This is a genomic window from Streptomyces sp. NPDC093097, from assembly GCF_044754325.1.
Taxonomy (GTDB): domain Bacteria; phylum Actinomycetota; class Actinomycetes; order Streptomycetales; family Streptomycetaceae; genus Streptomyces.
Window position 1 is genome coordinate 1 of the sequence record NZ_JBIVOW010000045.1, and the last position, 23,411, is coordinate 23,411.

Consider the following 23,411-nt stretch of genomic DNA (forward strand, 5'->3'; position numbering starts at 1 on the left):
ATTCGTGCTGACCACCCGGGCACAACTCCTTCTCCGCCCTCGACTCAATAAATCATCCAGTATGCCTGACTCGACCTACTTTGACAGAGAGGGCCGCAGCCTCACCGCCCACGGCGGAGCCCGTCGTGGTCACCGGTATTGCCATGGTGTCCAGCTTGCCCTTCGGTTCCAGCGTTGATGGTCATCGGTTCCTCACAGGCCCACCTGACCCACGTCAGCACCCTTTCAGGTCCGGGCAGTTACCCGTATCCGGCCAGTTATGCGGGGCGATCGGCGGAGGCGCCGACCACCAGCCCCGGTTTCCTGCTGCCTTTCGGCTGCCAGCCTTGGCTTGTTGGGTCATCCTGTGCCCGCTGGGGAGTTGGGCCTTCCTTGCGGTCGGCTTACCGAAGGCACTGCCTCCGGACCCCATCGGGGTTGTCACGTTCCACACGAGCGAGATACGACCGGGAAGGGTGCCCCCTCGACTCCGGGACGGCGATGCTCTCCCGGCTGGTAAAGAATCCCCAGCCGGCGCCTGCCGCTTCTCAGCAGCCAGTCCTGCACCCCGCTGGAACATCCCATCGGCGAGGCCAAAGATCACGAAGCATCATCAGGGGTTCAGTCGCCTTCACCCGTCCGGTCTTCCCCTTGCCTGTGGCCCCCGGATGGAACGGAGGCCCTTGGGCTTCTCCCCCGAGCTCCGCACCAAGCCGTTACCGGCAACGCACGTCGGGGTGGGGACAGGCCTTGAGCACTGGCCCAGAACTACGCTGTCGACATCGGTCGGTCCTCCCACCAGCGAGTTCGCTCGTCTCGTGCGGCCTCGTGTCGCACTTCCTTCTTCTTCGCGTCCACGCTGATCACCGGCTCGCCCGCGGCCTGGTGTTCCTTGACCTGCTTGTTGATATAGCGGAACTGCGCGTCCCGGTCCGGGTGTTGATCGCCTTCCAGGGTCTTGGCGATGCCCTGCAGGCTGAACCCGTGCTCTTTGAGCAGCCGGCTCACCGTGGACGCGGTCACCCGATGCCCTTGCCGGGAGGGAGAAGGTCCCTCGCACACGGGGTCGAACGTCCCGTTTTGGGGTTTCATGCGTTTCTGAGGTGTTCTGTTACATGTCTTACGGGTGTTCGTTATGTGGGGTTCGTAGCTTTCGGGTGTCACAAGGACCACCACTTTCGAATGGATCACCCGTTATGTCCGTTACTCGCCGTACGCTGCGCGCTGCTGCTGTTGCCGGCCTCGCCATCGGCTTCGCTGTCCCGGTGTCGTCCGCTGTCGCTTCCAGCGCCTCCTCGTCGGTTGCACCGTCGTCTTCTGCCTCTCCGACGCCGGGTACTTCGAAGTCCCCCGGCAGCGACGGCGCGCAGGACAAGACGCGGGGCGTTCAGGAGTACAAGCTCAGCAACGGGGCGGTGGTGCACGTCTACAGGCTGCCCAAGGGCGGGTACATGGCGTGGATCACCATGAACGGCCAGCGCATCGCCAGCCTCAGCGCCCAGAACCCGACCGCCTCGGTGAAGGGGTACAAGTACGAATTGAACCAGGCCAACGGTTTCGTGGGCGTCGTGCATCCGGGCAGCTGGCACAGCGAGCAGGACAAGGCCAGCCCGGGTGGCAAGAGCCACCAGCTGGACAGCAAGAAGGGCCACAAGCAGAGCACCGGTACTGGCACGGGTGCCCGTCATGGCCAGGTTCCGAGGGGGGGTGTCAAGGCCGGTGCCGAGGGTGTGCCCAGCAGCCATCAGGCCGGCATGCTGGCCGCGGGCGGCGGTATGGCCGGTGTGGGGGTGGCGGGTCTCGGCTTGGCGATGAAGCGCCGGGCCCGTACCGACTCCTGAGCCCGGGCCCTGTACGGCCTGCTTCTTTCTCATGCCCGGCCGCCAGGACGGACCAGATCCATTCTGGCGGCCCCGTACGCCGTAAGGAGTGCGATGTGAGCAGCATCCCGCAAGCCCCTGTCGGCACCGGCACCGGTGCCGACTCGCCGCTGGACGACGCTGTGGCGCGGGGCCCGGGCCGCCTGCGGCGCGCCCGGCATCTGGCGGCAGCCTCCGTCCTGGGTGCGGCGCTCGGCGTCGGCCTGACCGCCTGCAGTTCCACCTCAGGCGGCCCCGCGCCCGAGGTGAGGGTTTCGAACGCGGCCACGGTGCCCGCCAGCAAGCAAGCTGCGCCGATGGAGCAGGCCAGGCCGACCGGTCTGCGCATCGCGTCGGCGGGCGTCGAGGCGACGTCGATGCTGGGCCTGGGCGTGGGCGCCGACCAGGAGCTTGAGGTGCCACCAGTTGACAAGGCGGACGAGCCGGGCTGGTGGACCGGCGGTGTGACGCCAGGCGAGAAGGGCGCAGCGGTGATCGTCGCGCACTATGACACTGCCAAGGGCCCGGCACTCATGAGGAACGTTGCGAAGGTCAAGCTCGGCGACACCATCGAGGTGCCGCGTGCGGATGGCCACACGGCGGTATTCGCGGTGCGTGAGATCCAGCAGGTGGACAAGAAGGATTTCCCCACCGACAAGGTGTACGGGGCCAGTGATCGTGCAGAGCTGCGGTTGCTGACCTGCGGCGGCCCCATCAAGGACGGCCACCACACGGACAACATCATTTTCTACGCAGACCTCGTCGCGTAGCGCGAACAACGGCGAGGAAGAGTGGTCAGGACCGGTGCGCGGTAGCGGGCCGACGGAAATGGAGCGATGTGAACCGCAGCTTTCCTACTCTTTGCGCGGCCGTCGGTCTGGCCGCGGCCGGTGTGCTCCTGGTCGGCTGCGGCGCCCCTGGCGCCCTGCACCCTGCGGGCGCGGTCCCGACCGCGGTGGCTCCGGCCAGGCTCTGGCCCGAACTGCCACCTCCGCCCACCCGGGACCCTCTGCCCACTCGGCGGGAGGTTGTCAGCGGGGTCATCGTGCCGGGCGGCGATCTGCACAACGTGAACCCGGCGGACATCGTCAAAGCCCAGACCGCGGCACACCCTCACGCGGTGACCGGCGCGGATGCCCTGGATGAGGAGACAGCCGCGGCCATCGGGAAGTGCGCCATGCCGGGCATCGGGGCGTGCCCGATCCTCAAGGCGTACTACCGTGATCTGACCGGCGAAGGGAAGGACGACCTCATCGTCGGCATCCGCATGCCCGAGCACCAACTGGCCATCCGCGTCTACACGATGGACCAGGGAAACCTCACCGAGATCATGGGTACCTCGGAGCCCGCAGTCAGCGTACAGCTGGCCGGGGGCGAGCTGATGATCCGCACCACATCGGAGCTGTCCGGCTACGACCTGGGCACCGTGTGGGCATACGACAGCCACCAACACGCGATGATCCAAGTACGCAACGAGACGATCCGACTGCCCAACACCAGCACACCACAAGAAGCAGACCCGACACCCGGCCCCGCCACCTCCCCCGACGCAGCCACGCCCTCGCCGGCCTTCGCCTGGGGCGCCCGATGAGCCGACGCCCGGAGCATCCTCCTCGCGCCAAGCGCACCCGGTGCCGATCGGGGCTGCCCGCCTGGACGGCCACGCTGACATGGAAGGCTGCCGTGTTCATCACCGCGACGTGCTGCGCGCTCGCCGCCCAACTCGGCCTCCTTGTCCACGCTACGGTGACCCGCCAGATCGTGGGCCGGGCCGAGGACCGCGCCCTGTCCCAGCTCACGGACGCCACGACCGCCTACCAGGCGGGCGGCCGGCTCAAGCCGGGAGCGGGCATCGACCCGGACGGACTGCCCGAGGAACTGAGGAGGCTGGCGGTGGGCGGCAGCCGCGGCACCATGGTCAGCACCCTCGACTCGCGCCCCACAATGTGGGCAGCAGGCCCCGCGGACGGCGGGCGCGCCCTGGCCGCACACATCGACTACACCCCCAGCGCCCACACCATCAATCGCCTCGACACCGCGATCATCGACTCCTCAGCACTGGCCATCGGGGCAACACTCCTCGTAGCCGCGTTCGTCATGACCCGGGTAACCCGACGGCTGCACCACACCGCGGCGGTGGCCCGCCAGATCAGCGCGGGCGACCTGGACGCCCGCGTCCACGATCCCCGAACCCACAACCCCTCACGCCACCCAGACGAGGTCACCTCGGTCGCCGAGGCACTCGACACCATGGCATCGTCGCTACAGAACCGCCTGCAGATCGAGCAGCGGTTCACCGCGGACGTGGCACACGAACTACGCACCCCCCTCACCGGGCTGCATACCGCGGCACAGCTACTACCAGCGGGACGTCCAACACAGCTCGTACAAGACCGGGTAGCAGCCCTGTGCACGCTGACCGAGGACCTACTGGAGATATCCCGACTCGACACGGGCGCCGAAGCCCTCGACCTGAACGCCCACCAACTCGGGCCGCTGGCCGAGCACGTGACACGAGCCTGGCCCACCACACGTACCGACATCGTGCACGACACCGTAGTGGAAACCGATAGACGACGCCTGGAACGAGTCCTCACCAACCTCGTCACGAACGCCCACAAACACGGGCACCCACCAGTCGTCCTTACCGTTAACGGCCCCATTATCACCGTACGCGACCACGGAAAAGGATATCCAGACTACCTGCTCCAGCACGGCCCACACCGATTCCGCACCGAAGCCGGCAACAAAGGACACGGCCTAGGACTAACCATCGCCCTCGGACAAACCCGTACCCTCGGAGCAGAACTAACCTTCCAAAACACCACGGACGGCGGGGCACAGGCGACCCTGACACTGCCACACGGGGCCTGTCCAATCAACGGCTGATCTTGGTTGTTGAGGGGTCAGTGGCTGGTGGTGGGTGTGAGTCGGCCTTCGAAGGCGATCTGGAAGGCGTTCAGCGGCGCCTTCCAGCGGCGCCGGCCCTTGCCGGTCGGATCCAGGCTCATCAGCGCCATGTAGACGCGCTTCAACGTGGCGGCCTCCGACGGGAAGTGCCCGCGGGCTCGCACGGCCTTGCGGACCCGCGCGTTCACGCTCTCAATCGTTATCTGGAGTCGCCCGAAGGGCGTCCATTATGTCCTGCACGACTCCGTGAGGGCCGGTCTTCGTTGTTGTGGATGTGCTTATCTGCCGCCGTCCACAACGGAGTTCGGCTGGAGGATCGGTGCTGGTGCAACGGGTGGTACTGCCCGCGTCGGGGCGGGAGTCATGGACGGTGCTCGGGGACGATGACGTTCCGCTCGTGCCGGTCGAGCGGTATCTGGCCTATCTCAGCGACATCGAGCGGTCGCCGAACACGGTCAAGGCGTACGCGCATGACCTGAAGGACTGGTTCGCCTTCCTGGCCGTGAGGCGGCTCGAGTGGCGAGAGGTACGGCTGGAGGACGTGGGTGAGTTTGTCGCCTGGCTGCGGCTGTCCCCGGCGGGTCGTGCGGGCGAGATCGCGGTGCTTCCCTCGGTTGAGGCTCGGTGCACTGAGCGGACGATCAACCGGAAGTTGTCCGCGCTGTCCGCCTTTTACCAGCATGCTGCCCGTGGCGGCGCCGATCTGGGCGATCTGTTGGTCAGCTGGCAGCCGGGCCGCGGCAGCGGAGTGTCGTGGAAGCCGTTCCTGCACCACATCGGCAAGTCGCTGCCCGCCCCGCGCCGAGCGATCACGTTGAAGGCGTCGCGCAAGCTGCCTCGGGTGCTGACCGCTGTCGAGGCCCAGCGGATCCTGGACGCGTGCGAGCATCTGCGCGACCGGCTGCTGTTCGCGCTGCTCTATGACACGGGGATGCGTATCGGCGAGGCCCTCGGGCTGCGGCACGAGGACATTGCGGCGGCCGAGCAGGCGGTGACCGTCCGGCCGCGGCTGAACGCGAATGGCGCCCGCAGCAAGTCGCTGCAGGTGCGGACGATTCCGGTCAGTGCTGAGCTCGTGCGGCTGTTCGCCGACTATCTCCACGACGAGTACGGCGACCTCGACAGCGACTACGTTTTCGTGAACCTCTTCGGTCGTGCCAAGGGCCGGCCACTGGCCTATCCGGCCGTTTACGACCTGGTGCGGCGGCTGCGCCGCCGCACCAGCATCGACTTCGATCCGCACTGGTGGCGGCACACGTATGCGACCAGGCTGCTCCGTGAGGGCACCCCGGTGGAGGTGGTCAGCACGCTGCTCGGGCATGCCTCGGTGACCACCACCCTCTCCGTCTATGGTCACCTCAGCGTCGAGGATGCCCGCCGGGTTCTTGAGCAGGCAGGCTGGTTCACCGGGCGGGAGGTGGCCTGGTGAACGTCGTCCCGCACCGCCGCCTGCACTCCGCCGGTCTTGGCGCCCGCCTGGAGCAAGTGGTCCGGTCCGAGTTTCGCCGCGACGAGTTCGTCTTCGCCGCCGATGACCCGGTGTTCGGCGCCGACGTGTGTCGCGTTGCCGAGTGTCGACGCCGCGCTACCGGGCACGGTCTGTGCACTGGCCACAACCTTCGCTGGCGCCATGAAGGCCGTCCCGACCTGGACATCTTCGTGGCCACGACCGATCCGCGCTGGAAGCGACAGCGTCCCAACCTCGAGTGCCGCTTCCCCGATTGCCACTACGGCACCGCTCGCGGCGGGCTGTGTCAGCTGCACGGCGGGCGATGGGATCGGGCCGGCCGCCCGGAGCTCGAGTCCTGGATGGCCCAGCTGCAGGACTTCCCGCGCCCTGCAGCGGGAGTCTCCTGCCTGATCGAACACTGCCGGTTGTGGCCCACGACGCACTCCCCGTTCTGCCGCACCCATGCCAACACCTGGAAGGCCAACGGCCGCCCCGACGCGCACGCCTTCGCGGCGTCATTCGCCGATGTCGGCACCCCCGGCGACCAGATCGTCCGTCTCGCGATGCTCGGCGATGCGATGCGGCTCGAGATGCAGTACGTGCTGCAGTGCCGCGCCGACGAGCGGCGTTCGAAGACCCCGCCGGCCGTGGTGATGCGCGTCGTCCGCTTCCTCGTCGCCGTCGGCGAGACATCGATCCTGCAGGCCAGCGAGGAGAGTTGGCGAGATCGCTATACGCAGGTGGCGCCGCGGGACGCGAACGCCCGCGCCCTGCTGGCTTACGCCCACCGCACTCTCGACGATCTGGTCGTCGGCACAGGCTGGGAGACAGAGTTCGAGCGCGACCAGTGGCGGCTACGCCGCCTGGGCCTGACCGAGAGCAACCGCACCCTGTCCTTCGAACAGATCCCTCAACCGCAGCTGCGGCTGCTGGCCAAGCGGTGGGCCCGCTGGCGGCTGACCTCGGGTCTGTCCTATGAGGCCGTGCGCCGCGCGGTCACGGCGGTGACCCGCTTCGCCTGCTTCCTGGAGAAGAACGCCGGCGTCATCGTTCTCGCCCAGCTCGACCGGGGCGTGCTCGAGCGGTATCTCGCCGATCTGCACGCCGAGTACGGCGGCAATGCCCAGCGTCAGGGGATGCACATCGGATTGCTCAACCGGTTCTTCCAGGCCGTGCGCCAGCACCAGTGGGACACGTCCCTGCCCTCTGGCGTGGTGTTCTTCAGCGAGGACTACCCCAAGCGCACCGAGCGGCTGCCCCGGGCACTGGCCGAGCACGTCATGGCCCAGGTCGAACACCCCGACAACCTTGCCCGGTTCGACAGCGACGCCTACCGCCTGGTCACCGTGATCCTGATCCGCTGCGGCCTGCGGGTCTCCGACGCGCTCAAACTCGCCATGGACGCGCAGGTTTGGCGGCAACGGGAGACGGCTAAAATCCCGCTCCGGCGCGTGGATGGCGGCGCCAGCTTTCTGCAATGTCCCGAACCTTGGCAGTTCGGTGTCGCTACTCCTACAGCCTGGTCGGGGTGCACTTCGGATCCCGCGGTCGTGGGGCGCCTGAGGTTCAGCCGAAGTGAAGTCGCCGGGCCCAGGACGTCGCTTCTCGTCAGGCGTGTTCCCCTTCGCGGCCCCATGCGTTGCCGGCGCCTTCGACTGCGCCGAACGCCATGCCGACTCTGCAGGTGCTCCAGATCCGCCACCACCGAGTCGAGCCGGTCAACGAGTTGGTGCAGTCAACTGACCAGTCGTTCCATAATTTGTGGCTGCTGGTCAGCGCGCTCATCATCGCAACCTCCTGAGGCCATAATGCAGAAGCCTCACCAGAGATGGGGCTTCCCTGTGTTCACCACAGATGTGGGTCAGCCTTGAAACTCAGGCGCCGCGGAATGCTGCTGCACCGGCTCGACGGCGCGGGCCAGCCATCGGAGGGATGTCAGACCAGTGGTCCAGCACCCCGAAAAAAATACCCTATTCGCTCCACAGGGCTCTTTCCTCGATTGTCCCCAAGCAAGCGTGCCCGGCGGCAAGGTCCACCAGAATTGGCCAGCAGTCGAGAAGCATGTCGCGCGCATTGCGGGTTTCCAGGTACTGCTCGGAATTGAAGGGGACGATAAGGATCCCATCCTTTTCCCTTACGAGCTCGTAATCGATTTTGAGGACTGGATCGTAGGGGCCCGTTTCCCGTGCGAGCAGCTCTTCCGCTGCTTTCAATGCTTCGGGTCGACTCAACGTCACTTGGTCCTCATAAACGCGTAGTCCGTGTATTCCGTAGGCACTGCGCGCCCACTCTGCGCATCCGAAAATACCACATCTCCGTCACGGTTGATCACGTTGAACACGTGACCGCCGCGCGGGTCTGCCCCGAAGATGATGCCCTGTGCCCCGTCACCTGCTGCCTTGACGTCCTTGACGATATTGGACGGCGACCTGTTGACGAACCTCTTGCCCGGGAAATACTTCTCCAGTGTTTACAGAGACCCGCGGCCGAGATCGGGGAGAGCAGAGGCAGGTGCACCGTCCAGGGTTCTCTCGACTCCCGGGACGTAGGCACGACAGTTGGTTTTCCCACCCCCGGGGTCAACCGTTTCCCGCAGGTCTTCGGTTACAGGCGTCTCAGAACTCGTAACGAAATGATCTTTAAGATGGTTGGATCGCTCGGGGACAGATGATCCGGGGATGTGGGGTGACTCGACCGAAGCCGTGGGAAGTCGATGACAAGCTGTGGGCGGTGATCGAGCCGCTGCTACCGAAGGTGGAGCGCCGGCCCCGGCATCCCGGACGCCAGCGGAGCATCACCTGATCACCGACGCCACCGGTATCCCGCTCGCCGCCACCTTGACCGGCGGCAACCGCAACGACGTCACCCAGCTGATCCCGCTGCTTCAGGCGGTACCGCCGGTGCGGGGCAAGCGAGGCCAGCCCCGGCACCGCCCGGACGCAGTGTTGAGCGACCGCGGCTACGACCACGACAAGTACCGTCGCCTCGTCTGGGATCTCGGCGTGAAGCCGCTTATCGCCCGCCGGGCACAGAGCATGACTCCGGACTCGGCACCCAACGTTGGGTCACTGAGCGAGCATTCGCCCACCTGCACTGGCTCCGCCGCCCGCGGATCCGTTGGGAGATACGCGACGACATCCACGAAGCCTTTCTCACCCTCGGATGCGCACTGATCTGCTGGCGACGGCTGAACTCCCGAGAGGAGTTTCAAGACAGGCGCGGCTCAGGTTGACGGCCCGCTGGCCGGCCTCAGGTTGGCTTGCGCCACACGGAGATGTGCTTCGCGGAGTCATGGGTCAACGGTGCCCCGTCCCAGTCCGCGACGCGACGTTCCAGCTCGAGCCCAGCGATCCGTGCCATCAGGTCGAGCTCTGCCGGCCAGGCGTACCGGTGCCGGGATTTGCCACGGCGGTAGCGGCCTTCGTCGCCGTCGCGGGTGAAGTGGTGCGAGACGAGAATCTGCTCGACCAGGTCGAAGGTGTCGAAGCCGAGATGCTGCTCGGAGACGTCGAAGGGCACCGCGACCTGGCCGGGCGGCAGGAACCGCAGCGGCGGCACGCCCAACTCGATGACGAATCGGCCGCCGGGCTCCAGATGACGCGCGGCGTTGCGGAAGCACTCGACCTGCTCGTCCTGCGTGAGCAGGTTCGTGATGGTGTTGTAGACGAGATAGACCAAGGTGAACTTGCCGGAGACGACGGTGGTGGCCATGTCCCCGATGGCTACCGGCAGCGCGTCTTCGTCGATCTTGTGCCGCAGCACCGCTGCCATGTGCTCGGACAGTTCGATGCCCACTACCGGCACGCCGCGTTCCCGGAGCGGGACGCCCACTCGGCCGGTCCCGATGGCGAACTCCAGCGCCCGGCCATCTCCGGCGAGTTCGGCGAGGAAGGCGAGAGTCGGTCCGAGAACGGCGGCCGAGGACATCTCGGTCTCCTCGGCGTCGTAGCGGTCGGCGGTCGCACGGGTCCACAGCTCACTGCTCGTCACGGGCGACCACTTTGCCGGGGTGCCGAGGGCGCTGTCGACGCATTTACCTTCCACGTGATCCAACCATCTTGAAGATCATTTCGGTAGGAGTTCTTACCGGCACTGCGGGAGAAGGTGCTCGACACGGTGGGCATGCGCGAGACGAGCTTCATCACCAGTGTGGACGCCGAGCATGATCTGGGCACCGTCCGCGGTCATGTGGTCCGCGGCGGCGAACTGGCCGCGCTGCCCTGGCGGATCGACAACCCGATATGCACGCGCGGCCTTACCCCGGCCGGCGGCACCCTGGTGTCCACCGCGGCCGACCTCGGCCGCTTCACCCTGGCGCATCTGCGCACGCCCGGCACGGAGATCATGCGAACGTTGCACGCGCCGGCCCCGGGAGGCGTATCCACCATGCATGGGGCCGGACTCGGCTGGATGATCTGGGCCAACGCCGCCCAGTCCAGCGTGCGAGTCGGCGGCGCCAACCCCGGCCAGTCCGGCCTGATCGCCACCGACCCCACCACCCAAACCGCCGTCGTCGTGCTCACCAACTCCGATCAGGGGGTCAACGCCGTCCAGGCGCTGCTCGACGCATCCGGACCATTGCCCACATCCGAGCCCGAGCCCGCTCCAGCCGACCTGTCCCGCTACGCCGGCCGGTACGTCTCACACGCCGTCACCGTCAAGGTCACCACAGCCGGCGACGGTCTGCTCGCCCGCGCTGAGGGGTACCCCGACCTCCCCCTGGTCCCGCACGACCGCCAGACATTCGATTCCCCGGGCGGGCCGGTGGCATTCCTCGACATCGACGACCACGGCACGCCTGACTGCCTGCGCTTCCGGATGCGCGTCATGCGCAGGGACGGCACCACATCACACCGGTGACGAAGCATCGCACGCGCTCGGCTGATCGGAACCCGGCGCTACGGGATGACATCCATGACGCCCCTCTACCGAATTCGCGCCGTGCTGCTCAGGCGGCCGGCCTGGTGGGCAGCCGGGTCAGGCGGCCTGGCCGAAGCCCACAGAAGGCGTGACGCTGGGCGTCACTCCTCCCCGCCGCCACCGTCGTCATCGTCGAGGCCAACCGTGTCCGGGGCGCGCAATGGAGGCAGGGCCGGGCGGCCGGGGTAACCGCCATTGCCGACTTGAGCCCTCGTAGCAGAAGGTCCCTTCCTCGGCAGAGAGGAAGGGACCTTCTGATGGAGCGCCCGGCAGGCCTTGCACCTGCATTTCCCACCGGTTGGTGGACGTCTTTCCTTGTACCACAGACGCACGACTCCCGCCCGCCGATCGCGGGGTGAAGTTGCGCCATGATCATATCGGATCTGTGAGGCCGCTCCGTCCACCTCGTCTCCGGCAGGGTGGCTACGGGTGCCGGGGTGCAGCTAACCGTCGCGTCAGAGCACCCTGCCACTCTCTCGGTCAGGGCCTTCTTCTCGGCGGGGTCGGCGGCCAGGATCCAGTCGGTGGCGTAGGTGCAAGTCACGTCCTTGGCCGGTGGTGGCTCTGTTCACGTCGCGACAGCAGATGTCCATCTTCGCCGAGCGGCGCGTGGAGGGGAGGGTGTTCGATGTTCATGAGCGATGACAGCGGCCGTGGGGCGGCCGGCCCTGTAGTCGCATCCACCGGTCGAGGACTGTGCTCGATCACAGACTGACGGCCAGCCAGATCGTCACGGCCGCGGTAACGGTGAGCCCGGCGTTGAGTGCGATCCGGCGGTCCTCGCCAGTCAGGTGGACGGCGATCGCGCCGGTCTGCAGGAGTACGAAGCCGATGGCCGCGGCCGGCGCCAGTGAGGGAGCGATGCCGGTCAACGGCGGGAGGATCAGGCCGGTCGCGCCGAGTATTTCGACCGTCCCCAGCGCCCTGAGGGCCGGCAAGGGTATGCGGTCGACCCAGGCCATCATCGGTCGGAGTTGATCGCGGCTGCGGATCACCTTCAGCGTGCCTGAGTAGCAGTAGAAGAGCGCGAGCAGTCCCGCGACGATCCAATAGGCGATGTTCATGGTTCCCGTTCATGGGCCACCGGTTCACGGGGACCCGTCGTTTGCGTCGCTTGCCAGCAGAGCTCTGGTGAAGGCCCGGCCCGTCGCCCGAGGGACCCGGACGGGCACCGAAAGGCGGCAGCGCCACCGCCCTCCCGGTCGAAAGGAGGGTGACCGGGCCGGGCTGTGCCCTCGCTTCAGGCGAGGCCGGTGTCAGGCTCGGTCGCGTAGCGGCTCATCGCGTCGATGTTGGCCTGTGGCGTCAACGGCCGGCCGCCGGCGAGCACTTCCTGGAGGTCTCGGAAGTACTGCACGTACAGGTCGGGGGTGAAGGTGCTGAGCATGACGGCGGGTTGGTCGGTCGGGTTGGCGAAGGTGTGCGGGGTACCGGGCGGAACCATCACGAACGTGCCCGTAGTGGCGTCGTAGTCCTCGTCCCCGACGGTGAACCGCACGGTGCCGGAGAGGATGTAGAAGCCCTCGTCGTGTCGGGCGTGGCGGTGCTGCGGCGGTCCCTGGGTGTGCGGGGCGAGGACGGACTCGGCTATCGCGAGGCGGTGCCCGGTGTGGCTGCCGTCCTCCAGAACGCGCATGTGCGTGGTGCCCAGAACGATCGTCTCGCCGTCGCCGGGACCCACCACCGATACAGCGCGGTCGGTCTGCGGCTCGCTGGTCTTCGCTTCTTCGGTCATGCTCACGAGTGCACCGCCGGGGGCCTGCCGGTGTCCAAGACCCATCCCGCGGCGCCGATACCTCGCGGGTATCGTTGCAGCGTGGAGCTACGGACCTTGCGCTACTTCGTGGCGGTCGCCGAGGAACTCCACTTCGGCCGGGCCGCCACCCGACTGCACATGAGCCAGCCGCCGCTGAGCCGGGCGATCAAGCAGTTGGAGGCTGATGTCGGGGCCCTGCTGTTCGCCCGCTCGCCTACGGGGGTCACGCTCACTGCGGTGGGCTCGGTGCTGCTCGACGAGGCGCGGGCCCTACTCGACCGTGCCGACCGCGTCCGGGTACGCGTGAGCGCGGCGGCCGGCGTCGCGACCCTCACCATCGGCATCCTGGGCGACGGCACAGACCCGGGAGTGGCCAGGCTGGCCGCCGCCTACCGCCGCAGCCATCCCGGCACCGACATTCGCATCCGCGACACCGATCTGACCGACCCGACTTGCGGGCTGCACGCCGGACTTGTCGACGTCGCGCTGACTCGGGCGCCGTTCGACGAGACTGCCCTGACGGTGCGTGCACTGCGGACCGATCCGGTCGGCGTGGTCCTGCGCGCCGACGATCCGCTGGCCCGCCGCGACGATCTGCGGCTGGCCGAGCTGAGCGACCGCCGCTGGTTCCAGTTCCCGCAGGGCACCGACCCCGTCTGGCAGTCGTACTGGAACGGTGGCAGGGCGCGCGAGGGCCCGGTGGTGCGCGCCGTCCAGGAATGCCTGCAGGCCGTGCTGTGGAACGGCACGGTCGGCCTGGCCCCGCTCGGACACGACCTGCCCGCGGAGCTGGCCGTGGTGCCGCTGATCGACATGCCGCCGAGCCGAGTGGTGGCAGTGTGGAACGAGGGCGACACCAACCCGTTGATCCGATCCTTCGTCGAGATCGCGACAGCCGCGTACCGTCGTTGAGCACCAGCAAGTCGTTGAGCACCGGCAAGCAGTGGTGCCGCAGCTCGTGGATGATTCGAACGCTGCGGCCCCCGGGACCACCTCCTGACGTGGTGAACGTCTGCTGTTCCTTCTCGCGTACAGAGCCACCTCCAAAGGCCAACGGCCGGAAGCAGCAGTCGCGTTGGTCGCGGCCGCCGCGGCCCGGAGCACGGTCGACCTCAGGCAACCAGCGCAGCGGCGGTGGATCTGGTCCACCATGGGCAGGAGGCGTGCACGTCCGCGCGACCGGTGGAGACGATCGAAGCCGTCCGCGCGCTGCCGGTACGGCACAACTGACGTGGTGGGGAGAGGCGTGAGCGAGAACCTTCAGCGGTCGGCCGAGGCCCGAGCGGTGTCCGTGGTCGAGCTGGCCCAGGAGCTGATCCGGCGCCCGAGCCGGGCCGGGATCGACGACTACGGGCCCGTCCTCACCGTGCTGGAGGACTGGCTCGCCGCCCGTGATCTGCCGCACCGGCGCCTCCACGACGACAAGGACACCCTGGTGGGACTGCTCGTGGAGATCCCCGGCGGGTACCCGGGGCCCTGGTGGGCGCTGGACGCGTGCATGGACACCGCCCCGTACGGCGACGAGAGTGCCTGGTCCTTCCCGCCGGACTCCGGCGACATCGTGGACGGCTGGCTGCGTGGCCGAGGGGCGTCCGACTCCAAGCTCGCCGCCGCGATGTTCTGCCACATCGCCGCCGACCTGGTGCCCCGCGCCGCGGATCTACGCGGCGGGCTCGCCGTGCTCCTGGACGTCGACGAGCACACCGGCGGCTTCGGCGGCGCCCGCGCCTACCTCGCAGATGAGGCCGCGGCCCGCCCGGCCGGAGTGATGATCGGCTACCCGGGGCTGGACGACATCGTGGTCGGCGGCCGGGGCCTGTGGCGGGCCTGTCTCGCCGTGCACGCCCCCTCCGGACACTCCGGCTCCAGCAAGACCGTGGTCGGCGCCATCTCCCGCGCCGCCCACCTCGTGCGGCTGCTGGACGCCGCCAACCTGCCCGGCATCGACGGGAGCTCGGGGTTCCCGCTGCCGCCGAAGCTGTCGGTGACCTCCTTCCACGGCGGCCAGGGCTTCTCCGTCACTCCCGACAGGTGCGACCTGAACATCGATGTGCGCACCACGCCCGGCTTCGGCGCCCACGACGCGGAGAGCCTCGTCCGCAAGGCCGTCGCCGAGTTGGATGCGGAGCTGCCCGCCCCGACACCGACCGAGGTCACTCCCATCGCCGCGTGGCCGCCGTTCCGCCTCGCCGAGGGCGAGCAGCCCGCTGCCGCCCTGCTGAACGCCGCGGCCGAGGCAGGTCTCACGGTGCGAGCGAAGACCGCGGGCCCCTCGAACATCGGCAATCTGCTCGCCGGGGAGGGCATCCCGGCCACGGCCGGCTTCGGGGTGCCCTACGAGGGACTCCACGGCATCGACGAGCGCGCTCACCTGGCCGAGCTCCCCACGGTGTATGCCGCCTACCAGCGGGCCGTGCTCGACCTCCTCGGGGCACCGGCGAACTCCAGCGCGACCTGCAACGGCAGTTGACGTACGACGGATCTACGGGCCGCCACGGCAAAGGGCAACCAGGGCGGGTGTCGCCGGTCGTCAGGGCAGCACAGCCCGCCGCCGTACGCACCGCGTATCTGAGCGGCTGGTCCGGCGCAACCGGCGCGCACCGTAGACGGCTGTGCTGGTGGCCAGGCATCGCGAGCGCGGAGCATGGCCACCAGCACAGCCCTGCCCCGGCAGTCCGAAGCGGCCTCCGCGCCCCCTACGTGCTTGTGGCCCGGGGTCTCATCTCGCAGCCGTCCTCAGCTGGATGCGCGGCTGGCTGAAGGCGCCGTCCTCACGCCGCAGGTGTCGCTGCGACCAGCAGGGAGATCTCGGCGGCGACGGCCTCCGGGTCGGGGGCGACGGTGACGCAGGAGACGCCGTCCAGGCCCGGGTGGGCGCCGACGCGCACCGAGTGCCGCGCGTTGCGCAGCAGGTCGAGGTCGTTGATGTCGTTGCCGAAGGCGTTGTACTGGTCGATCCCCAACGAACTGAGGGCCTCCCACTTGTTCGTGGTGCCTGGGGCGAAGTCGATGATCGCCTCGTCGAGGTGGTGGTTGACGGTCATCCCGAGCGCGCGGCCGGCCTCGGCCAGGGCCGCCATGTCGGTCGCCTCGACCACGAGGAACTTCACGACCGCGGGAAGGTCGGCGAGCTCGACCCGGCGGGCGAGGCGGCCCTGGTCGACACGGTCGCGGATCGGGTGGTCGGCCGGCCCGGTGTAGGCGTAGTCCCAGGGGCCGTCGGCAAGGTAGCCCGCCCGGAACCGCTCGGCTTCGAGCAGCAGCTCGTCGAGTTCGCCGGCGCCGAACGCGGCCCGCGGCTGGACCCGACCGCCGACCGAGACGAGGCTGCCGTTCCCGCCGATCAGTGTGGCGGTGGGGAAGGCCCCGTCGAGGACGGGCAGCAGGTCGCGGACCGGCCTGGCGGAGGCGAAGACCAGTTGGTGGCCGGCGCGTTCGCAGTCCTCGATGGCGGCGAGGATCCGGCTGTCGATGGTCCGCCCGTCGAAGCAGAGTGTGCCGTCGATGTCGAAGACCGTGGTGCGGGTGCTGGAAATGATCACGGCGAGATGGTATCGAGCGGACGGCATACGTGGCCTGCCGTCCGCCGCGTGCGGGCTCCCCGCAGGGTCGTTGTAGGTACGCGACGCACAGGAGAGACACAACGAGTGCTGCCTCGCAGGTGAGGCATGGGGACGCGGAGTTGGGGAGTGACTGGCATACCGGCTCGTGGCTCCCCTGCTCGTCCGAAGTGCGCACTACGCGCTGCCAACCGCGGCTGTCCAAGGCTGAGGCCGTATCCGAGGGAGAGGGTCGGCCCTGACCGTCAGTCCTGGTCGCCAGTGCAGATTCCGTTCTCCCAGGCCCAGGCGGCGATCTCGACGCGGTTGCGGGTGGCGAGCTTGCGTTGGATGTTGCCGAGATGGGTTTTGACCGTGGACAGGGTGACGTAGAGCTCGGTGGACAGTTCCTCGTTGGTGCGGCCGCGCGCGACGAGGCGTACGACGTCGAGTTCACGCTGGGTCAGGGGCTCAACCAGTCCGTTGGGACGGGCTCTTGTAGTACGGACCGGGTGAGTCTGGCGGGTGGCCGGCCGCTGGCGGCGGTGTGGGGCCATGTGCGCGAGGAGGCGGACGGTCACCGAAGGAGAGATGAGCGAGTCCCCCATGGACGCGGCCCTCACCGCTTCCGTGAGCAGGCCGGGAGCTCCGTCCTTGAGGAGGAAGCCGCAGGCACCGTTGCGCAGCGCGCTGTAGACGTATTCGTCCAGGTCGAAGGTGGTGGCGATGAGGATGTTCAAGGGGTCTGGGACGTCGGGCCCGGCAAGGAGGCGGGTGACTTCCAGGCCGTCCAGCTCGGGCATGCGGATGTCCAGGAGGCAGACGTCAGGCCGCAACCGCCGGGCCTGTTCGACCGCCGTGGTCCCGTCCGCGGCCTCGGCGACCACCTGCATGTCCGGCTGGGAATCGAGGATCATGCGGAACGCGGCGCGGACCATCGCCTGGTCGTCGGCGAGGAGAACCCGGATCGTCATGCCGGACATGATCGCAGGTGGTGCGCCGTGCATCAGCTGGATGAGGGGGACGCGGCGCCCAGGGGGAGAACGACCAGGACGCGCCAGCCGCGTGGGCTCTGCGGGCCGGCGGTGAGCTGCCCGCCGATCGCCTCGACCCGCTCGGCCAGACCGACCAGGCCATAGCCGCTCCCGTCCACCTTCCCACGGGCGGCCGGGGTGCCGCCCCGGCCGTCGTCGGTCACCGACACCTCCAGCCGGTCCCGGGAGTCGGGCTGCACGGTGACCCGCACCTCTACCCGGTCGGCTCCGGTGGCGTGCTTGCGGACGTTGGTCAGTGACTCCTGCACCACGCGGTGGACCGTGGTGGTGGTCTCGGGCGACAGACGACGTTCGGTGAGCCGCGGGTCCAGGGTCAGGGCGGCGGGCGGGCCCAGGACGGAGAAATCCTGTGTGAGGTCCCGCAGCACACTCAGGTCGCCCGGAGGACGCCTGGCGGCCGGTACGGCGCTGTCCCGCAGGTCGGAGACCATGGCGCGCATCGACCCCATCGCCGCAGACCCGGCACGCTCGATCTCGGCGAGCATCCGGTCCAGGTCCTCCGTGGACTGGACGTGACCCGCCGAGGCCGTGAAGCGCGCGGCCTTGGTCTGGGCGACGATCGCCGTGACGTGGTGCGCCACGAAGTCGTGCAACTCCCGTGCGTGCTCCAGGCGTTGGGCTTGCTGGATGGCTTCACGCTCCCGGGCGCGCAGGGTGTCGTACAACCGCAGGCACACCCCGAGCACCACCATGAACGGCACCGCGACCACAACGACCAGGGCGACCAGGAACTGCTGGTCTCGCCCGCCGGCGAGCCGCAGCGCAAGCATGGCGGCGGCGATCGCCGGTCCCGCCGCGTAGGCGACCGCCCTTGATGCCGGGTAGCGCCGTACGGCGCGGGTGATCAGCAGCAGCACCGCGCACAACTCCACCATGCCCGGGGTGTTTTCGGGACGGTGGTGCAACAGCGCCTCCGCCACGGACAGGGAGCACGAGGCGGCCGTGGCAAGCGCGACCTGCTGTGCGAGCAGGCGTTCCGGCGCGGCCAGGGCGGCCAGGCACAGCACCCCGGTGGCCGCCGTGGCCGCGGCCACCGGCAGGTATGGCGCGTTCAGCCCCTCCAACACCACGAGGACGACCAGAGCGGCACCGACTAGGCACAAGAAGGCTCGCTGGGTGCGGGATCGGGCCCGGAAGGCGGAGAGCATGCACGTCACGCTACGGCAGCGCCGCAGGCGCCACCTCAGTCATTCGGCCGATGCAGGGGGCGGTCGCTTCGGTATTCCGGTGGATCCGCCACACCCGCACCACACCGAAGGATCGACCGCAAGGGCGCCGCGGCAACCGCCGACCGCGCCTTCACCGCATGCGGCCGGTCCCCTTCGGCCGGTCCGCCATTCCGCCAACAGCTGTGCAGGAGCGATGAGATGAACCAGAGGACGGATGCCCTCTCGTCCCCCGAAAGGTCCGGCGCGGTAGTCGCCGCCGCGGGTGATCTGACCAAGGTCTACGGTCAGGGCGAGACCCGCGTCATGGCGCTGGCCGGGGTGTCGGCCCGCTTCCTGCGCGGCGAGTTCACCGCGATCATGGGGCCCTCCGGCTCCGGCAAGTCCACGTTCATGCACTGCCTGGCGGGACTCGACACTCCCACGTCCGGTACGGCGCGGATCGGCGATACCGACTTGGGCTCGCTGAACGACACCCAGCTGACCAAGGTACGGCGCGAGCGCATCGGCTTCGTCTTCCAGGCGTTCAACCTGCTGCCCACCCTCACCGCCTGGGAGAACATCACCCTGCCGTGCCATCTGGCCGGGCGCGCCCCTGACCAGGCGTGGCTGATGGGCCTGGTCAACCTCCTGGGGCTGACGGACCGGCTCGCCCATCGTCCCGCCCAGCTCTCCGGCGGCCAGCAGCAGCGGGTCGCCTGCGCCAGGGCCCTGGCCACCCGGCCGGCCATCGTCTTCGCCGATGAGCCCACCGGCAACCTCGACTCCCGGGCAGGGGCCGAAATCCTGTCCTTTCTGCGGTCCTCCGCACAGGAGTTGGGTCAGACGATCGTGATGGTCACCCACGATCCGGTCGCCGCGGCCTACGCCGACCGCGCCCTCTTCCTGGCCGACGGACGCCTTGTCCATGAGCTGCCGGACCCGACCGCGGCCGGGGTGCTGGAGCAGTTGAAGGCATTCGACGTCTCGCAGCGAGTCGGCTGACCGCGATGACCCACCAAGCGATCCCCTCCCGAAGGCCGTCGATGTTCCGCGCCGCTTTCCGCACCCTCCGCTCCCACCGCCTCCGTTTCGCGATGCCCGCCCTCGCCGTGCTGCTGGGCGTGGCGTTCGTGACCGGCTCGCTGATCTACAGCGAGTCCGTCAGCACGGCCGTGGCTCTGGCACAGACCCACTCCCAACCCGATGTATCGGTGAAGATCGCGCCGGACCGTTCTGCCCCATCGCCGTCTGCGGACTCCTCCGGCAACCCCCCGCAGCTCGACGACTCGCTCCTGCGGCGGCTGCGCACGCTGCCCGGCGTCTCCGCGGCCCGTGGCACGGTCGAGGGCCGCTCCTTCCTCGTCGGATCCGACGGCAACCTGGTCGGCGACCTGTACCAGGCGGCGGGCGTCAACTACGTCCCCGACCGTACGGGCCAGGACCCTCGCTACCCGCTCACGGCGGGCCGCGGCCCCCGTACCACCGGGGAGATCGCCGTCGACCGGCAGGCGGCCGAACGGGCCGGGTACCAGGTGGGTGACCGGGTGCGCATCGTCGTCGGCGGCACGGCCCAAAGCGCCCGGCTGGTCGGCGTCTTCACCGCGCAGGACAGTCGCACGGCGGCCGGCGGCACCCTCACCGCCTTCGACACCCGGACCGCGCAACGGCAGTTCGCCACCGCCCCGGGCAGCTACTCGGCGATCGCGCTGACCGCGGCCGACGGCACACCGCAGAGCCAACTCGCCGCACAGGCGCAGAAGTTGCTGCCCACCGGATTCCGCGCCGCGACCCGAGCGGACCTGGAATCCGAGCTGGCCTCCTCCGACGGCGGCGAGAAGCTCACCACGATCCTGCTGGGCTTCGCCGGCGTCGCCCTGTTCGTCTCCACGTTCCTGGTCGCCAACACCTTCACCATGCTCAGTGCGGCCCGCGCCCGCGAGCACGCGCTGCTGCGCGCGGTCGGCGCCACCAGGAAGTACGTGATGCGCCTGGTCCTGGCCGAAGCCGCCATCGTCGGAACGGTCGCCTCCGTCGCCGGCTACGCGCTGGGCATCGGGGTCGCGACGCTGCTGGACAGGCTGTTCGGCGTCACCGGAGGACCGAGTGCCGCATTGCAGATCCTCTCCGTCACCCCTGTGCTCGCGGCGTTCGCGGTCGGCATCGGCGTCACCGTGCTGTCGGCGTACCTCCCGGCCCGTCGAGCGGCGGCCGTTGCCCCCGTGGCGGCGCTACGCACCAGCGAGCCGCCCACCGCTGCCTCGCTGCGCCGCCGCAACATCATCGGCCTGGCCATCACCGCGTTCGGCGCCCTGCTGGTCGCCGCCGCCGTCGGCAGTCAGAACCTCCTCTTCGGCGCCGTACCCGTCCTCCTGATCGGACTGATCGTCCTCACCCCGCTGCTCGCTCAGGTGGTCACCGGGCTGCTGCGCTCCCCGTTGACCCGGCTGGCCGGCATCCGCGGCAAGCTCGCCGTGGAGAACGCGCGCCGTAACCCGCGCCGTACGGCGGCCACCGCGACCACCCTCATGGTGGGCCTCGCGATGGTCACCGCCGTCACCGTGGTCATCACCTCGGTCAACCGCATGGACGAGCAGCGAGCCGACCGCTCCATGACCTCGGACCTGCGCATCACGGCCGTCGACTTCGCCGAGATCGGCGAAGACACCGCCGCTCGTGTGGCACGACTTGCGGACGCCGAGGCCGTCACGCCGATCATTCGCACCTCCTTCGACCTGTCCGACGACAACTCCCTGTCGACGACCGCCGTTGACCCCGCCACGGTGCAACGCCTGACACCCGTCACCGTCCGGAAGGGCTCTTTCGACCGACTCGACCACGGCATCGCGGTCACCGAGAAGACCGCCGCCGCCCACGGCTGGCGACTGGGCTCCCGAGTCACCGGCACCCTCAGCGATGCGGGCACGAAGACCACCCTGCCCATCGTCGCGATCTACGACGGCCCGGACGACCTGACCCCCGTCCTCATCTCCGACAAAGCCCTACCGCGCACCTCCGGCACCGAGCACCGGCCGCGCACCGAAGCCGTCCTGATCAAGGCCGCAAACGGCCGGACGGCCGCGCTCCGCAAGGAGATCCGGCGGACCCTGGACAACCCGGCGCTCCTTGTCCAGGACCGTGCCGACGCGAGGGCGGCCGCCGCCGCACGGAACACCCCGTTCCTGAACATCATGTACGCGTTGCTCAGCGTCACCGTGCTGATCGGCGCCCTCGGGGTGGTCAACACCATGGGTATGGCCGTCTTCGAACGCGTCCGGGAGATCGGCGTACTGCGGGCTCTCGGCCTGGACCGCCGACGCGTCGGCTCCGTCCTGCGCCTGGAGTCGGTGACCATCTGTCTCCTGGGCTCGGCACTCGGCCTCATCGCCGGCAGCGTGATCGGCGTGGCGGCCGTCCTCGGCCAAGAAGGCGTCCCCCTCACCATCCCGTGGGGCAGGACGCTCCTCTTCTTCCTCGCCACCACCGCGATCGGCGTCCTCGCCTCCCTCTGGCCAGCGCGCCAGGCCGCGAGAATCCCGATGCTCAAGGCCATCTCCACCAACACCGATTGACAGCCGACCGCCCGGCGAGGTCCGGGTCCCCACACCACTTGGGACGCCTCCGCCACGACCGATGCGACCATCGCCCGGACCGCCGCTCCATTCCTGCAGCACCGCCCGAGCTTTCTCTGCGCACCCGGCGCACTCTGCCGGGGTCAGCGGGGTCTCGGCCGGCCGCGCAGGGGGGCGCGCAGCGAGTGGCTTCGGTGAACGGTCCCAGCCACCGCCTCAACAAAGGGCCGAAGAGTCCCACCGACAAGCCGGGCACACCCTCACCCACACTCGCGAAAGCGCGAGGTGAGAGGGAGCGGCATATCCGTCACTCTGCGGACGGCACAAACCTCTACGGAGCCATCGGCATGCGCCCCGTCGCCATCGACTACCAAGACGGGCCGGACAGCGGCCCGGCCCCTGAGGTGCCGTCGACATGAGCGTCAGAACCTGTTGGCCCAGTAGGACCGTCAGTATTGCGCCGGACCGCATAGCTTGTGGATTGCTCCGCGCAGCGTCTCATTTCTGCGGCCACAGCGTCGGGGCCGTGCACCATCAGAGGGCGGAGCGCACTGATCTCTCGTGCGCCCTGCCAAATACCGTCCACCGGCGTGTGAAACGCGATCACGGCCACGCGCCGGGTAGTGAACGGCTCGGTGCGGAGATACTTCGTTCCTCCTGTACCGCACAGATATCCACTGGCGTTCGTGGCTAGCGCAAGGTCAGCAAGCCGTAGAGATCGGTCCGCGCGCACGTTGAATTCGCTGCTGCGTAGGATCTGCCCTTTCCAACCGAGGAGTTCGAGCAGCAGGCGGGTGGACGCCTCGGCGACTACAGCCGTTTTGTCGGTAGCTGCAAACTTGCCGGTGACTGCTCCGAGTTCGGAGCGGAGGACAGGCCAGCAGCGACTCTTCCCGTAGTTCTGGGAGAGCATGTGGGAGATCCGGCGACGTGACCGATCGGGGTCGGCTAGTTGGGCCTCATTAATGAGGGTCGATCGGCCGTCGGGCAGGTGCGTGGGGAGGGTGAGCCACTGGCGCTGATCCGGGATGCCCAAGGCGGCGAGCCGGGCACGGTGCTGGTAATCGCGGCGGGCGAACTGCACATCGTCCAGGACGATCCAGTAGTCCGCCGCGAACAGCTTTGCCAGCGTGCTTAGTGGTCGGATCCGTAAATCCTTCGGGGGTTGACTTCGTTGGTGCCAGGTTCACCCCAGCCCCGGCAGGCTGCGCAGCTCCGCGATCCGC

20 protein-coding genes and 3 pseudogenes are annotated in these 23,411 nt (G+C 68.7%); 12 read left to right on the forward strand and 11 right to left on the reverse strand.

Going from position 1 to position 23,411, the window contains the following annotated elements; genetic code table 11:
- Positions 1-780: 780 nt before the first annotated feature.
- Positions 781-1,020, reverse strand: a pseudogene (locus ACIQE0_RS38040) (ISAzo13 family transposase); the annotation flags it as partial.
- A gap of 155 nt (positions 1,021-1,175) precedes the next feature.
- Between ACIQE0_RS38040 and ACIQE0_RS38045 the strand changes: the two are divergent.
- From ACIQE0_RS38045 to ACIQE0_RS38060, 4 genes are all read left to right on the forward strand, one after another.
- Positions 1,176-1,820 carry a hypothetical protein gene (locus ACIQE0_RS38045; protein WP_402340760.1) on the forward strand — a complete coding sequence of 215 codons (645 nt, stop codon included), beginning with the start codon at positions 1,176-1,178 and terminating at the stop codon, positions 1,818-1,820.
- Positions 1,821-1,915: 95 nt separating this feature from the next.
- The gene (locus tag ACIQE0_RS38050; RefSeq protein ID WP_402340762.1) at positions 1,916-2,608 is read left to right on the forward strand and encodes a class F sortase; all 693 of its coding nucleotides are present in this window, start codon (positions 1,916-1,918) and stop codon (positions 2,606-2,608) included.
- A 68-nt stretch (positions 2,609-2,676) separates the two neighbouring features.
- Complete coding sequence (locus ACIQE0_RS38055) at positions 2,677-3,429, forward strand: hypothetical protein (protein ID WP_402340765.1); 753 nt, start codon at positions 2,677-2,679, stop codon at positions 3,427-3,429.
- On the forward strand, positions 3,426-4,727 hold the full coding sequence (locus tag ACIQE0_RS38060) for an ATP-binding protein (protein WP_402340768.1): 1,302 nt from the start codon (positions 3,426-3,428) through the stop codon (positions 4,725-4,727). The genes ACIQE0_RS38055 and ACIQE0_RS38060 overlap by 4 nt, the downstream gene beginning before the upstream one ends.
- A 17-nt stretch (positions 4,728-4,744) precedes the next feature.
- On the opposite strand, the pseudogene ACIQE0_RS38065 reads toward ACIQE0_RS38060, so the two are convergent.
- Positions 4,745-4,945 (reverse strand): annotated as a pseudogene (locus ACIQE0_RS38065) (transposase); the annotation flags it as partial.
- A gap of 122 nt (positions 4,946-5,067) precedes the next feature.
- Here ACIQE0_RS38065 and ACIQE0_RS38070 point away from each other — a divergent pair.
- The gene (locus tag ACIQE0_RS38070; protein WP_402340771.1) at positions 5,068-6,177 is read left to right on the forward strand and encodes a site-specific integrase; all 1,110 of its coding nucleotides are present in this window, start codon (positions 5,068-5,070) and stop codon (positions 6,175-6,177) included.
- A complete protein-coding gene (locus ACIQE0_RS38075) occupies positions 6,174-8,069 on the forward strand; it encodes a hypothetical protein (RefSeq protein ID WP_402340774.1) in 1,896 nt (631 codons plus the stop codon). The genes ACIQE0_RS38070 and ACIQE0_RS38075 overlap by 4 nt, the downstream gene beginning before the upstream one ends.
- 99 nt (positions 8,070-8,168) lie before the next feature.
- Here the strand turns inward: ACIQE0_RS38075 and ACIQE0_RS38080 are convergent, their stop codons facing one another.
- Positions 8,169-8,435 carry a YrhB domain-containing protein gene (locus ACIQE0_RS38080; protein ID WP_402340777.1) on the reverse strand — a complete coding sequence of 89 codons (267 nt, stop codon included), beginning with the start codon at positions 8,433-8,435 and terminating at the stop codon, positions 8,169-8,171.
- Positions 8,432-8,665 (reverse strand): toxin glutamine deamidase domain-containing protein, encoded by a 234-nt coding sequence (locus ACIQE0_RS38085; RefSeq protein WP_402340815.1) that lies wholly within the window; start codon positions 8,663-8,665, stop codon positions 8,432-8,434. The genes ACIQE0_RS38080 and ACIQE0_RS38085 overlap by 4 nt, the downstream gene beginning before the upstream one ends.
- 319 nt (positions 8,666-8,984) lie before the next feature.
- Here ACIQE0_RS38085 and ACIQE0_RS38090 point away from each other — a divergent pair.
- Positions 8,985-9,430 (forward strand): annotated as a pseudogene (locus ACIQE0_RS38090) (transposase); the annotation flags it as partial.
- Between the two features lie 17 nt (positions 9,431-9,447).
- Here the strand turns inward: ACIQE0_RS38090 and ACIQE0_RS38095 are convergent.
- Positions 9,448-10,188 (reverse strand): class I SAM-dependent DNA methyltransferase, encoded by a 741-nt coding sequence (locus ACIQE0_RS38095; protein ID WP_402340780.1) that lies wholly within the window; start codon positions 10,186-10,188, stop codon positions 9,448-9,450.
- Positions 10,189-10,290: 102 nt separating this feature from the next.
- Between ACIQE0_RS38095 and ACIQE0_RS38100 the strand changes: the two genes are divergently transcribed.
- A complete protein-coding gene (locus tag ACIQE0_RS38100; RefSeq protein ID WP_402340818.1) occupies positions 10,291-11,058 on the forward strand; it encodes a serine hydrolase in 768 nt (255 codons plus the stop codon).
- Between the two features lie 764 nt (positions 11,059-11,822).
- Here ACIQE0_RS38100 and ACIQE0_RS38105 read toward each other — a convergent pair.
- Positions 11,823-12,182 carry a DoxX family protein gene (locus ACIQE0_RS38105; RefSeq protein ID WP_402340785.1) on the reverse strand — a complete coding sequence of 120 codons (360 nt, stop codon included), beginning with the start codon at positions 12,180-12,182 and terminating at the stop codon, positions 11,823-11,825.
- Between the two features lie 176 nt (positions 12,183-12,358).
- Positions 12,359-12,853 carry a cupin domain-containing protein gene (locus ACIQE0_RS38110; protein ID WP_402340788.1) on the reverse strand — a complete coding sequence of 165 codons (495 nt, stop codon included), beginning with the start codon at positions 12,851-12,853 and terminating at the stop codon, positions 12,359-12,361.
- An 81-nt stretch (positions 12,854-12,934) separates the two neighbouring features.
- Here ACIQE0_RS38110 and ACIQE0_RS38115 point away from each other — a divergent pair, with 81 nt between their 5' ends.
- Positions 12,935-13,786 (forward strand): LysR family transcriptional regulator, encoded by an 852-nt coding sequence (locus ACIQE0_RS38115; protein ID WP_402340791.1) that lies wholly within the window; start codon positions 12,935-12,937, stop codon positions 13,784-13,786.
- Positions 13,787-14,120: 334 nt separating this feature from the next.
- Positions 14,121-15,344, forward strand: coding sequence for a M20 family metallopeptidase (locus ACIQE0_RS38120; protein WP_402340794.1), 1,224 nt, complete (start codon positions 14,121-14,123; stop codon positions 15,342-15,344).
- A gap of 301 nt (positions 15,345-15,645) precedes the next feature.
- Here ACIQE0_RS38120 and ACIQE0_RS38125 read toward each other — a convergent pair whose 3' ends face one another.
- From ACIQE0_RS38125 to ACIQE0_RS38135, 3 genes are all read right to left on the reverse strand, one after another.
- Positions 15,646-16,416: an HAD hydrolase family protein gene (locus ACIQE0_RS38125; RefSeq protein ID WP_402340797.1), complete on the reverse strand. Its 771-nt coding sequence runs from the start codon at positions 16,414-16,416 to the stop codon at positions 15,646-15,648.
- A 263-nt stretch (positions 16,417-16,679) separates the two neighbouring features.
- Complete coding sequence (locus ACIQE0_RS38130) at positions 16,680-17,396, reverse strand: response regulator (protein WP_402340800.1); 717 nt, start codon at positions 17,394-17,396, stop codon at positions 16,680-16,682.
- A 23-nt stretch (positions 17,397-17,419) separates the two neighbouring features.
- On the reverse strand, positions 17,420-18,616 hold the full coding sequence (locus tag ACIQE0_RS38135) for a sensor histidine kinase (RefSeq protein WP_402340803.1): 1,197 nt from the start codon (positions 18,614-18,616) through the stop codon (positions 17,420-17,422).
- A 219-nt stretch (positions 18,617-18,835) separates the two neighbouring features.
- Between ACIQE0_RS38135 and ACIQE0_RS38140 the strand changes: the two genes are divergently transcribed.
- Both ACIQE0_RS38140 and ACIQE0_RS38145 read left to right on the forward strand, forming a co-directional pair.
- On the forward strand, positions 18,836-19,618 hold the full coding sequence (locus tag ACIQE0_RS38140) for an ABC transporter ATP-binding protein (protein WP_402340806.1): 783 nt from the start codon (positions 18,836-18,838) through the stop codon (positions 19,616-19,618).
- Positions 19,619-19,623: 5 nt separating this feature from the next.
- Positions 19,624-22,185 carry an ABC transporter permease gene (locus ACIQE0_RS38145; protein WP_402340809.1) on the forward strand — a complete coding sequence of 854 codons (2,562 nt, stop codon included), beginning with the start codon at positions 19,624-19,626 and terminating at the stop codon, positions 22,183-22,185.
- 367 nt (positions 22,186-22,552) lie between these two features.
- On the opposite strand, the gene ACIQE0_RS38150 is transcribed toward ACIQE0_RS38145, so the two are convergent.
- Positions 22,553-23,269: a WbqC family protein gene (locus ACIQE0_RS38150; protein ID WP_402340812.1), complete on the reverse strand. Its 717-nt coding sequence runs from the start codon at positions 23,267-23,269 to the stop codon at positions 22,553-22,555.
- Positions 23,270-23,411: the final 142 nt, after the last annotated feature.